The sequence below is a fragment of the Acinetobacter sp. MD2(2019) genome, from assembly GCF_035615615.1.
Classification (GTDB): domain Bacteria; phylum Pseudomonadota; class Gammaproteobacteria; order Pseudomonadales; family Moraxellaceae; genus Acinetobacter.
Genome location: NZ_VTDU01000019.1, coordinates 37,319 through 49,368 on the forward strand (window position 1 = coordinate 37,319; position 12,050 = coordinate 49,368).

The window sequence follows — 12,050 nt, forward strand, 5'->3', positions numbered from 1 at the left end:
CAATGCTGAGGCCGTGTTTTAAGCCTATTTTGGGCAGAATGATTGTGCTAAATACAAGACCAATAAAAACCGATATTCATAATGAAGAAAAAAAATGCGGCTTTTTACGCAAAAAACTTGTACTTCAAAAATCTAACTCCATAATAGAGACAAATTATTAATTTATTTTTGATTATCAAAATTTAGAGAGTTTATTCATGTTGGCAAGTCTGATCGGAGGTATCTTCGGTACAAAAAATGAGCGTGAACTTAAGCGGATGCGTAAAATTGTCGAAAAGATTAATGCGCTCGAACCGACCATTGTCTCGCTTAGCGATGCAGACTTATCTGCAAAAACTCAAGAATTTAAAGATCGTTATCAATCTGGAACCAGTTTAGATGATTTGTTGCCTGAAGCTTTTGCGGTGTGCCGTGAAGCCGGTAAGCGTGTCATGGGCATGCGTCATTACGACGTACAGTTAATTGGTGGTATTACCTTGCATGAAGGTAAAATTGCTGAAATGCGTACCGGTGAAGGTAAAACCTTAATGGCGACTTTGGCGTGTTATTTAAATGCGTTAAGTTCACAAGGCGTGCATGTCATTACTGTGAATGATTATTTAGCACAGCGTGATGCAGAGTTAAACCGCCCATTGTTTGAGTTTTTAGGGTTAAGCGTTGGTACAATTTACTCTATGCAAGCGCCTGACGAGAAAGCACAAGCCTATAAAGCCGATATCACCTACGGTACAAATAACGAATTTGGTTTCGATTATTTACGTGACAACATGGTGTTCTCTTTTGCAGAGAAAAAACAACGTGGCTTAACTTATGCCATTATTGACGAAGTTGACTCAATTTTAATTGACGAAGCGCGTACGCCATTAATTATTTCTGGTCAAAGTGAAGACTCATCGCAGCTTTATGCGGCCATTAATACGATTGCACCGCAGTTGCATCCACAAAAAGAAGAAAAAGTGGCAGATGGCGGGCATTTCTGGATTGATGAAAAGCAACGCTCGGTTGAAATGACGGAAGTCGGGTATGAAGCGGTTGAGTCGGCTTTAATCCAAATGGGATTATTGCAAGAAGGCGAAAGCTTGTATTCGGCAACCAATTTAAACTTGGTGCATCATGTTTCAGCAGCCATTCGTGCGCATTTCTTATTCCAACGTGACGTACATTATATTATCCATAATGGCGAAATTGTGATTGTCGATGAGCATACTGGACGAACCATGCCGGGTCGCCGTTGGTCTGAAGGCTTGCATCAAGCAGTTGAAGCCAAAGAAGGCTTAGAAATTCAGCCTGAAAACCAAACGCTTGCCACCACAACCTTCCAAAACTATTTCCGCCTATACAACAAACTTTCGGGGATGACCGGTACCGCCGACACCGAAGCTGCGGAAATGAAGGAAATTTATAGCCTAGACGTTGTGTTAATTCCAACCCATCGTCCAATGGTACGCCAAGACCATAACGATTTAATTTATTTGAATCGTGATGGTAAATTCAATGCCATTGTGGCTGAAATTAAACGTATTCAAGAAACCCAAGCACCAATTTTAGTCGGTACGGCAACCATTGAAGCCAGTGAAGCGGTTTCGCATAAACTGACTGCTGCAGGCATTGCACATGAAGTGCTGAATGCAAAACAGCACGAACGTGAAGCAGACATTATTGCTCAAGCCGGTAGCCCAGGTTCGGTGACTATTGCCACCAACATGGCTGGTCGTGGTACAGATATTCTGTTGGGCGGTAACTGGAAAGTTAAGCTTGCTAAAATTGAGAATCCAACGCCTGAAGATGAAGCACGTTTAAAAGCCGAATGGCAGCGTGACCATGAAATTGTCTTAAATGCCGGTGGTTTGCATATTATTGGTACAGAACGTCATGAATCACGCCGTATCGACAACCAGCTGCGTGGTCGTGCAGGCCGTCAGGGTGACCCAGGTGTATCTCGCTTCTATTTATCGTTAGAAGACGATTTAATGCGTATTTTCGCCGGTGACCGTGTTGTGGGTATGATGCGTGCGATGGGCTTAAAAGAAGATGAAGCCATTGAACATAAAATGGTGAGTCGTTCTATTGAAAATGCACAGCGTAAAGTTGAAGCGCGTAACTTTGATATTCGTAAAAACTTATTGAAGTACGATGATGTCAACAACGAACAACGTAAAATTATTTATCGTCAGCGCGATGAAATTTTGGTTGAAAATAGTTTACAAGACTATATCGAAGAAATGCATCATTCGGTAATGCAAGGCTTTATTGCAAACTTTATTCCACCAGAGTCGATTCACGATCAATGGGATATTGCGGGTTTAGAAGCTGCTTTAGCGTCGGAATTGAATATTCAATTGCCCGTTCAACAATGGTTAGATGAAGATCGCCGTTTAGATGAAGAAGGTTTGGTGGCAAGAATTACCGATGAAGTGGTTGCCCGTTATCGTTCACGCCGCGAGCAAATGGGTGATGAATCTGCGCCAATGCTTGAGCGTCACTTCATGCTCAATTCGCTAGATCGTCATTGGAAAGAGCATTTGGCGGCAATGGATTATTTGCGTCAAGGGATTCATTTACGTGGTTATGCACAAAAGAACCCTGAACAAGAATATAAAAAAGAAGCCTTTAACTTGTTTGTGAATATGTTGTCGGTGATTAAATCAGACGTTGTGAATGATTTATCTTTAGTGCATATTCCATCGCCAGAAGAAGTGGCAGAACTTGAAGCGCAACAACAGCAGCAAGCAGAATCAATGCGTTTGAATTTTGAACACGATGAGGTTGATGGTTTAACGGGTGCAGTTTCGGCAGCAAGTTTGACTGAAAACTCTGCTGAACAAGCTGCTCAAGTGTTTGAAGCGCCAGCAAGTCGTAATGCGGCTTGTCCATGTGGATCGGGCTTAAAATTCAAGCAGTGCCACGGCAAAATCTAAGCATTGAGTGTCTAAAAAAGCAGAACAAATGTTCTGCTTTTTTATGTTATGCAACATAGGTTTTAAACTGAAATTCAAGTAAACTAAAACATATGTAATGTTCAATATGGATCATGGTTAAAATGATGAATACAATAAAACCTGTATTATTCGCTCTATTACTTTTACCAAGTTTAGCTTTTGCCGAAGAAGCCAAACCATTTACCACAAGCGTTGCCAATGTTTTGGCTGCCAAAGGAACCACATCTGCCGAAGCTGTCGTTAAAGGCGGTTCAACAACGGTTATTAGTCCGCGCACAGGCATTCGTTATACATTAGGCGATACCAATAATCGCCCAATTACGGTTCAAACTGCGGCAATTACCGCTGCAACGACTGCCACAGTACAACGCATTGTTGCATCAAACCCTGCATTGTCTAGTGAAAGTCAGGAAATGGCTGAAAAAACTTTGCTTGCCATGCCTTAAATCGCTCAATGTATTGGCTGTAAAATCAATTAAAAAAACTGGCACTGATGTCAGTTTTTTTATTTTTATGGTTTTAAAAGGCTTCACATCTCGATTTTTAACGCTATATCTAATAAGCTAAAGCTTCATTATTGTTCATTAAAGTGGATCATTTAAGATGGCTGTTGGTGATGTGTCGATGCCGCATATGCATGTGGTAAAAGGTGTAAAAATTGGTTCTACAGAGGCACATGTCCGTTATCCAAATCGACGAGATTTAGTGGTTTTTGAGTTTGCAGAAAAAACACATGTTGCAGGAGTGTTTACCCAAAACGCATTTTGTGCTGCGCCTGTGCAAGTGTCTAAAGCACATCTTCTTGAAGCAGATCCGCGTTATTTAGTGATCAATACGGGTAATGCCAATGCAGGCACAGGCGTGGTTGGTTTAAATAATGCCAAGCAAACCTGCCAAACATTGGCGGATATTACTGGTGTTACTGCCGCGCAAATTTTACCTTTTTCAACGGGAGTGATTGGTGAGCAATTGCCAATGCCGCGCCTACTTGCAGGATTACAACCCGCAGTTAGCGATTTAAATGAAGCGCATTGGGATGCTGCTGCAACTGGAATTATGACTACAGACACCACGCCTAAAGGTGCATCTGAGCAATTTAAGTTAGATGGTGTTGTGTATACCATGACTGGTATTAGTAAAGGCGCAGGCATGATTCGTCCAAACATGGCAACCATGTTGTCGTTTGTCGCAACAGATGCACCGATTGCAAAACATTTAGTGCAACAGCTATTAAGTATTGCGGTGAATCAGTCATTTAACCGAATTACCATTGATGGCGATACCTCAACCAACGACTCGTGTATCTTTGCAGCGACGGGTCAAGCTGGTGGCGTTGAAATTAGTACTGAACAAGATGTACGCTATGCTGCCATTTTAGAGGTGTTCATTCGTGTGATGAAACGTCTGGCACAATTAATTGTGCGCGATGGGGAAGGTGCAACTAAATTTATTAGTGTTACGGTCGAAGGTGGTTTAGATACCGATGAATGCTGTGAAGTCGCTTATAGCATTGCGCATTCACCATTGGTAAAAACCGCTATTTTTGCATCTGACCCGAACTGGGGACGTATTTTGTGTGCCATTGGTTATGCCAAAATTAAAAACTTAGATGTTGAAAAAGTCCAAGTTTGGTTAGACGAAGTACAAATCTGTAAAGATGGTGGCGCAGCCGCAGACTATACCGAAGAAGCCGGCGCACGGGTCATGCAGCAAACCGAAATGACGATTCGTGTCGATTTAGGCCGTGGTCATGCGAAAGACACGGTATATACCTGTGATCTTTCTTACGATTACGTCAAAATTAATGCAGATTATCGATCTTAAGCATTTTTTATAAAAAACCCATCTCAATTCAGGTGGGTTTTTTATAACTGAAAAAAATATCATATTGAAAATTAAGGGGAATGTATAAAAAATAGCTTGTTTTAATCAAAAACAATAAAAGTGCTGAATAAATAGACTTTCGGTGCAATAAAAGTGATTTTTTTTAATCTAGGGTATTGACCTAACTCCTTGCCGCGCCTAGAATGCACACCGTACCGCACGATGTGCGATACACAAAAAGCTGAGACAATCGGAGCATAGCACAGCCTGGTAGTGCACCTGGTTTGGGACCAGGGGGTCGTAGGTTCGAATCCTACTGCTCCGACCACTTAAATTAAATTTTAAGTTCGGCGAAAGTATCGCATGATAAGTTTTATCATCGGTCATGCGCCTGTAGCTCAGTTGGATAGAGCATCCGCCTTCTAAGCGGATGGTCACAGGTTCGAATCCTGTCAGGCGCGCCATTTTAATGGGATGTCTGATTTTAGAACTTGAAAACGTTATGGTGGATGTAGCTCAGTTGGTAGAGCCCCGGATTGTGATTCCGGTTGTCGCGGGTTCGAATCCCGTCATTCACCCCACTAACGGAGCATAGCACAGCCTGGTAGTGCACCTGGTTTGGGACCAGGGGGTCGTAGGTTCGAATCCTACTGCTCCGACCAATATTTATTAAATCAAGGATTTAGGCGACTGAATCCTTTTTTTATAACCAGTATTTAAAGAATTATTTATTTAAACGTATCCATTGAATAGATTGAGTTACTTTAATTTCTCATTCCCATGTCACTCCCATAATAAGACTTAACAATGAGTTAAAATCATCCAAATCAGCATGATTTAGATAAATGAAATAATTTTTGGGTATAGCGATTTTTTGAAGTAATAAAGTAATATTTTTATAATTATTATTTAATATCATAAACTTATGAATACTATTTTATGTAATTTATATGTAATATCTATGTAATAGCTTACTGTGTAAAAAAGTCATTAACCATAAAAATTAGAATTAATAAAAACAATGACTTATAAAATATTACTTATGTTATTACAAAAAATTACTTATTTTTGTAAGGTATTTTTATTCATAATTTCAATAGCTTAAATGCCATTATTACTTTATTACTTCAAATCAATGCTAGGGTATAGAAAAAGACATTTTTATGTTCTTAGAAATAGATATAGGGTAAGATTTTTATATGAATTAAATTTGATAGGCTCAATAATGTACATGTGTATTGGTGGGGAACATGATGGGTATTTAATTTCTTATTTAGAGCATGAGATTCGTTTACCTATTCATCAAGACCCTTATGAAAACTTAAACTTAGATTCAACTCCAGTATATGAGCCAATAGAGAAATATCGTCTAGAACAATTTCGCTTCAATGGTGAAAAAAAATATTTTTATATTTATTCCAAGTTTTCTAATGAGGAAGTGTTAAAAGATATACAAAAAAGATGGCATCAAATGGATAAATGAGAAAACTGTTATGTCATAGTATTATGCAGTATCAAAATTTCCTCATTTTTCTCTCTATAGCCTAAGCTTAATAGGCTTCAGCATTTTATTTAATAGTGCATTTGGTAGTAGTAAAATTGACTCATTTAGACGAACCTCAGGCGCGCGGGTGACTGCGCCAGCCGAGCAGGACAGGCAAAAAAATACCCCATACAGGGTATGAGGCATTGAATTGATCAGGATCTAATGATTTAGATATTTAACTTGTACTCTTTGAACTGAATCACCTCATCACCCGCCCAGTCATTGATTTGTTGCATGCGTGACTGCAGTGGCACAATCTCATTCTGATAAAAAACCTCTGCTGCATCTTTAATAGATCCAAAGCCACCTGTATTGTTTGGAACGATACCCATGAGTTGGGGCGGAACACGAAGTGCTGCCAATGTATCATCACGAGTGATTGATTTAATGTTGGTAAAGTCATCCTTTGCCGCAATTTCAGAAACAGGCAGGATTTGAATCCCATCCTTTTTTCCACCTGGTGCATAGTAAAAAAGATTCCGGAAGTTACCTGGTCCTTTAGAATCTTTTAAGGCTTGGCGTAGGGCAGTGATATCATTCGGGTCTTGAGCTGCATCATTCACATATAAAATAAATCCTGCATGAGATCCGTTGTTGTAGTACTTTCGACGGAATAGGGTAGCGGATTCATTCAGCCATGCGCTTTGTAATGCTGATATATATTCTGGTGATCCATAAATTTCTTGATCAATATCTGCTTCTCGAATATGACCAATACGATTTTGAAATTCATATTCTTGATAACCATTGTAGTCATCGCATAATAAAAAGAATTGATCTTCATATTGACCGCGTCGCATGTACTTTGCCAGTGCCGGCTTATATTCAATCACACTGCCGAGTCGGGACTTCACCTCTTCTAAATAAGAATTACCACACCAGATAAAATCCAATGCCACTTGTTCAAAGGCCTTACGACTTAACTTTTTGTTTGGCACATACAAATTGGCCAGAAAGTTACGCTTAAAAATAATGCCACTGTTTAGGTACGGTGTAGATTTAAATGATTTGGCCAAGCCATTCATACTCACTTGTGGCTCATACCAGCGACCATTGAACCAACATTCCAAATAGTCGGACAGCTCATTGCCATTTAGAACCGGGACAGCATCACCAAATGTAAACGCCATTGACTCGTGCTTAGTTTGTTTCATCTGTGTTTGAAACATCGGTAATGTTCGCACGGCTGCTATGTATGGCGCAGGCATGGCAGCAACAGGTACAGCTGCACTTTATCAAATGCGTAAACCGATTGATGAATCAAAACATGTCGATATCGAACAAAACCGAATTGGTGCGCTAGGTCTAGGTAAGCAAGCGACCAAAGAAGCGATTGAATATGCACGGGCAATGAAAACCTTTGGCACAAGTACTTTAGACAATTTAACGCTGGTACGCGATGGAGTGACTGCATTTGCAGACGTTCATCATGCAAAAATGGTCGCACCTACTTTGGCCAAAATGAAATTTGGTAACGAAGCCATGTTTGGTGCCGAAGCCGGCGCAGAAAATGACAGAAAAATGATGGATATGCTCAAGGTCATTGAGCTACGTGGCGGTTTAAAAAGTGAAAAAGACTTTAATCAGCAAGCAAATATCGTTCAACAAGTCATTACAGCAACAGGTGGCCGTGTACAAGGTGGCGAATGGCTAAATGCTATTAAAACTGGTGGTGTAGCTGTCAAAGGAATGTCTAACGAAGCACTGTATTACAAAATGGAACCCATTGTGCAAGAACTTGGTGGGCATCGTTTTGGTACATCGGCCATGTCGGCATATCAAAACATTTATCAAGGTCGAACCACCGTCCGAGCCGCACGAAACATGGCCGATTTCGGATTATTAAATGCAGACAAAGTCACGTATGACAAAGTTGGCCAAGTCGCGCACATAAATCCTGGTGCGTTAAAAGGTGGCGATTTATTCAAACAAGACCAATTCGCTTGGATGGAAAAAATTCTACTTCCAGCATTGGCCAAAAAAGGCATTACCGAAAAAGGTGCCGTGCATGACGCGATTGGTAGTATGTTCACCAACCGAAATGCATCCAACTTATTTACAACAATGTACGACCAGCGCGAGCAAATTCATAAAAATGCCAAGCTTAATGCCGGTGCAGAAAATATCGACCAATTAAGTGAACGCGCAAAAGGCACAACTGCAGGTAAAGAGTTAGAAGCCAAAGCAAAATTACATGACGCATATTTAGAATTTGGTCAAACCATTCTGCCCATTTATACCAATGCACTTATGATGGCAAGCTCGGCTATGCAAGCTTTTACCGGTTGGATGCAAAAAAATCCAACACTGGCCAAAGTATTTGGCACAGGTTTATTGGTTATTGCTGGTGGTTTATTGGCAATTGGCGGTTTGTTATTGGTTTTCTCACCTATCATTTTAAGTATGCTCAGCTTAAGAATGGTCATGGCAACACTAGGTGTGCAAGGCAATGCATTAGGTTTTGTCTTAAAAATGCTTATTTCACCGTTTCAATGGCTTAGTAAAGGCGTTATGTGGTTAGGGCAAACCTTTATGGCCGTTGGGCGACTTATGCTTGCAAACCCAATTTTAATCGCGATTACATTACTCGCTACAGCTGCATACCTTATTTACAAAAACTGGGAACCTATCAAAGCATTTTTTATTGACCTATGGACGGGTATTACCAATGGGGCAAGCCAAGCATGGGGATGGATCTCATCTCAAGCCGGCCAAGTCTGGGCTACAATTCAAGCGGTATTTGCACCCGTTGGCCAATGGTTTTCAGCACGCTGGGCCGACATCACCAACGCTTTTAGCGGTGGTATTGCCGGTATTTCAGCACTCATCCTGAATTGGTCGCCATTGGGCTTATTTTACAGTGCATTTTCAACGGTACTTAGTTGGTTCGGCATCGAACTACCGGCCAAGTTCACGGGTTTTGGCGGCATGATCATCGATGGGTTAATTAATGGTATTAAAGCAGGGTTTGAAAAACTCAAAGGTGTGTGGGCTACTGTAAACAGTTACATGCCAGACTTTATGCGGCAAAAAATGGAAATTCATTCACCTAGCCGTGTCATGGCAGGGTTGGGTGGACATGTAGTAGACGGTATTGGCGTAGGTTTACTCAATGCGTTCCCAACATTGCAGCAAAAATATAATCAGGTTATCAGCCTGTTTAACCCAACTCAGTCACCCATTAATCAACAAGTCGACATTGCCAAACCCGTATTGGCCAAAGTGCAACAGCAAGCCCCAAACATAAGTGCTTCACGCCAATCATCAATTGCAATGGCAGGCGATACATACACTATTCATATTCATGCAGCACCAGGACAAAGTCCACAAAGCTTAGAACAAGAATTTATGAAGTTTTTCGACCGCATTCAACGCAACAAACTTGCACGTATTCGTTCAAGTTTGTCAGACCAGGAATAAAATTATGATGATGATACTGGGCATGTTCCCATTTAGCATTCCAACCGCCACATACCAACAATTACAGCGCAGTACCAATTGGCGCCATCCTAGCAATAGCCGTGTGGGCGACATGCCCGCATATCAATTTATCGGTCGGGGAGAAGACACCATCTCCCTAGACGGCAGCATCGTGCCCGAATTTGGCGCACCCATGAGCATTTCGGCATTACGTGTTATGGGCGACACCGGCAAACCTTTTCCGCTTATTTCAGGCACCGGTAAGGTCTATGGGCTATATATCATTAACGATGTTCAAGAAACCCAGACTTTTTTTTACAAAAACGGTAAAGCCCGAAAAGTCGAATTTAATCTTAAAATTACACAAACACAAAAACCGGGTGTGCTCATCGGCAACACCGTGGGAAGTTTATTAGGGTTCTAATATGTCAGTTTTACAGAATATACAATCCGTTATTCACCGAATTTTAGACAGCGTACCCGTGCCAATTTATCGTATTGTGGTGAATGGACAAGATATCTCGAGTAAACTCAACAATCGATTGATTCGTCTAACCATCACAGACCACCGTGGCTTAGAAGCAGACACAATCACACTCGAAATATCCGACCACGACGGCATGGTCAACATCCCGCCTAAAGATGCCGTCATACAAGTGTGGATCGGCTGGCAATCTTCAGGCATGGTTTACAAGGGAAAATACAGCGTAAAAGAAACCGAACATTCAGGCGCTCCCGATGTTGTCAGCATCCGCGCCACCAGTGCCGATCTAAAAAAGAACCTGAAAAAGAAAAAAGAACGCAGTTTTGACCAAAAAACTATTGAGCAAATCATCACAACGATTGCGTATGAACATGAACTCATTCCAAGCGTTCATGCCGACTTAGCGTTTATTTCATTGGCACATATCGACCAAAACGAATCAGACGCAAACCTGATTACGCGCATAGCAGACGAACACGACGCAATTGCAACGGTAAAAAATGGCATTCTTCTATTCATGCCCAAAGGCAATGCTCAAACGGCAACCGGCAATGAACTGCCTATGGCAGTCATCAAACGTGAAGATGGAGACAGCCATCGTTATAGCATGACCGATGGTGGTGACGACTTAAGCGGTGTTAAAGCCTATTACTACAACGAAAAATCAGCAAAAAAAGAAAGCGTCACGGTCGGCGACACAGACGAATACACCAAAGACATGCGCCACATTTTCCGAGACAAAGAAACAGCAATACATGCAGCACAAGCCGAATATAATCGAGTAAAAAGAAAATCAGCAACGTTCAGCATTTCACTCGCACAAGGCATGCCCGAACTCATTCCAGAAATGACTTTGTCATTTGTGGGTTTTAAATCTGAAATTAACAACGTAATTTGGTTAGGAACATCTATTCAACATCAAATAGACGCATCAAGCGGATTTACCACTCAAATAGATGCAGAAATACAACTTCCCGACAGCGACGACATTGCACAGTTAATAGATGAAGAAGGCGGCACATACAGTGGTGTTTTAGCATATTACAAAAACGGCACGACTACGCAAAAAGTCAGCGCAGGCGACACCAAATCACCTAAACGCTTAACCTACTTATATAAAAACAAAGCAACGGCTACAACGGCCGTCAACCGCGAATGGAAGGAGCTACAAAACCAAAAAGAGGGTTAGATTTATAATCTGGCCCATCTATCGAATAAAATGAATAAAAACAAACAAAAAGAACAAATATTTGTTCTTTTAATTTAAAATAGGCATTAATTTATGCTTCTGGTGTGTCGAATGAATCAAACCACAAATTACAATAAAGTAAATAAGAACAATTCAAGACCGCAAATCCTGTGCCCACATTGTAAGAAGAATTTATTAAAAATTCGTTCAAGTCAGCAAGTACATCCACTTTTAAAAGATATTTGGCTGTCTTGCCCAAATATTTTCTGTGCTTTTACAGCAAAAGGGCATATCGAAATTACCCATACTTGTTCAGCCAGTGCCACACCCGACCCGAAAATTTATCTACCCACGTTTTTAGAAATGAGAGCATCAAATGACGAGAATCCTGAGCATGAATAAACTTTTTATTATCGCTTTTATTGGTTTTATTTTGTCTGGGTGTTCATCCGGTAATGCTCCCGCAAATTAAGCGAGTTTAAAAGTAGAAAATCGATTAACCTTTGTCCAAGGAGATTTTCTATGAAAACATCAAAATATTCAGACAGTTTAATCATGAGTATTTTAAAACAAGCTGAATCTGGCACGCCTGTACCGAATCTTTGTCGTGAACACGGTATGAGTACGGCAACGTTCTACAAATGGAAG

Annotated in this window: 10 protein-coding genes and 4 tRNA genes; 13 read left to right on the top strand and 1 reads right to left on the bottom strand. The window is 40.9% G+C overall.

The genetic code is table 11. The features are described 5' to 3' along the window. Positions 1-197: 197 nt before the first annotated feature. The 8 genes from secA (at position 198) to I2F62_RS10245 (ending at position 6,246) form a co-directional block, all read left to right on the top strand. The gene (gene secA / locus I2F62_RS10210) at positions 198-2,918 is read left to right on the top strand and encodes a preprotein translocase subunit SecA (RefSeq protein ID WP_324626909.1); all 2,721 of its coding nucleotides are present in this window, start codon (positions 198-200) and stop codon (positions 2,916-2,918) included. Positions 2,919-3,040: 122 nt separating this feature from the next. Beyond that, positions 3,041-3,385 (top strand): hypothetical protein, encoded by a 345-nt coding sequence (locus tag I2F62_RS10215; protein WP_324626910.1) that lies wholly within the window; start codon positions 3,041-3,043, stop codon positions 3,383-3,385. A gap of 157 nt (positions 3,386-3,542) precedes the next feature. Beyond that, positions 3,543-4,763, top strand: coding sequence for a bifunctional glutamate N-acetyltransferase/amino-acid acetyltransferase ArgJ (argJ, locus tag I2F62_RS10220; RefSeq protein ID WP_324626911.1), 1,221 nt, complete (start codon positions 3,543-3,545; stop codon positions 4,761-4,763). A gap of 251 nt (positions 4,764-5,014) precedes the next feature. Continuing rightward, positions 5,015-5,091 (top strand) — tRNA-Pro (locus I2F62_RS10225). Positions 5,092-5,150: 59 nt separating this feature from the next. Next, positions 5,151-5,227, top strand: a tRNA-Arg gene (locus tag I2F62_RS10230). Positions 5,228-5,268: 41 nt separating this feature from the next. After that, positions 5,269-5,344: transfer RNA gene (locus I2F62_RS10235), tRNA-His, on the top strand. A gap of 4 nt (positions 5,345-5,348) precedes the next feature. Further along, a tRNA-Pro gene (locus I2F62_RS10240) sits at positions 5,349-5,425 on the top strand. Between the two features lie 569 nt (positions 5,426-5,994). Continuing rightward, positions 5,995-6,246 (top strand): hypothetical protein, encoded by a 252-nt coding sequence (locus I2F62_RS10245; protein WP_324626912.1) that lies wholly within the window; start codon positions 5,995-5,997, stop codon positions 6,244-6,246. 230 nt (positions 6,247-6,476) lie between these two features. Here I2F62_RS10245 and I2F62_RS10250 read toward each other — a convergent pair whose 3' ends face one another. Beyond that, positions 6,477-7,478 carry a phage portal protein gene (locus tag I2F62_RS10250; protein WP_324626913.1) on the bottom strand — a complete coding sequence of 334 codons (1,002 nt, stop codon included), beginning with the start codon at positions 7,476-7,478 and terminating at the stop codon, positions 6,477-6,479. A gap of 37 nt (positions 7,479-7,515) precedes the next feature. Here I2F62_RS10250 and I2F62_RS10255 point away from each other — a divergent pair, with 37 nt between their 5' ends. The 5 genes from I2F62_RS10255 to I2F62_RS10275 all read left to right on the top strand — a co-directional run. Then, on the top strand, positions 7,516-9,729 hold the full coding sequence (locus tag I2F62_RS10255; protein ID WP_324626914.1) for a phage tail tape measure protein: 2,214 nt from the start codon (positions 7,516-7,518) through the stop codon (positions 9,727-9,729). Positions 9,730-9,733: 4 nt separating this feature from the next. Then, on the top strand, positions 9,734-10,153 hold the full coding sequence (locus I2F62_RS10260; RefSeq protein ID WP_324626915.1) for a phage tail protein: 420 nt from the start codon (positions 9,734-9,736) through the stop codon (positions 10,151-10,153). Position 10,154: 1 nt separating this feature from the next. Then, entirely contained in the window at positions 10,155-11,402 is a 1,248-nt protein-coding gene (locus I2F62_RS10265; protein WP_324626916.1) for a contractile injection system protein, VgrG/Pvc8 family, read from the top strand. 111 nt (positions 11,403-11,513) lie between these two features. After that, positions 11,514-11,804 (top strand): ogr/Delta-like zinc finger family protein, encoded by a 291-nt coding sequence (locus I2F62_RS10270; RefSeq protein WP_324626917.1) that lies wholly within the window; start codon positions 11,514-11,516, stop codon positions 11,802-11,804. A gap of 120 nt (positions 11,805-11,924) precedes the next feature. Next, positions 11,925-12,050: transposase (locus I2F62_RS10275; protein WP_324625581.1), on the top strand; the 126-nt coding region annotated here is incomplete at its 3' end.

Bases quoted from the DNA above. Each gene is read 5' to 3' on its own strand.
- I2F62_RS10260 (WP_324626915.1), top strand. From the start codon at position 9,734: ATGATGATGATACTGGGCATGTTCCCATTTAGCATTCCAACCGCCACA.
- I2F62_RS10250 (WP_324626913.1), bottom strand. From the start codon at position 7,478: ATGTTTCAAACACAGATGAAACAAACTAAGCACGAGTCAATGGCGTTT.
- secA (WP_324626909.1), top strand. From the start codon at position 198: ATGTTGGCAAGTCTGATCGGAGGTATCTTCGGTACAAAAAATGAGCGT.
- I2F62_RS10265 (WP_324626916.1), top strand. From the start codon at position 10,155: ATGTCAGTTTTACAGAATATACAATCCGTTATTCACCGAATTTTAGAC.
- I2F62_RS10245 (WP_324626912.1), top strand. From the start codon at position 5,995: ATGTGTATTGGTGGGGAACATGATGGGTATTTAATTTCTTATTTAGAG.
- I2F62_RS10270 (WP_324626917.1), top strand. From the start codon at position 11,514: ATGAATCAAACCACAAATTACAATAAAGTAAATAAGAACAATTCAAGA.
- I2F62_RS10215 (WP_324626910.1), top strand. From the start codon at position 3,041: ATGATGAATACAATAAAACCTGTATTATTCGCTCTATTACTTTTACCA.
- I2F62_RS10255 (WP_324626914.1), top strand. From the start codon at position 7,516: ATGGCAGCAACAGGTACAGCTGCACTTTATCAAATGCGTAAACCGATT.
- argJ (WP_324626911.1), top strand. From the start codon at position 3,543: ATGGCTGTTGGTGATGTGTCGATGCCGCATATGCATGTGGTAAAAGGT.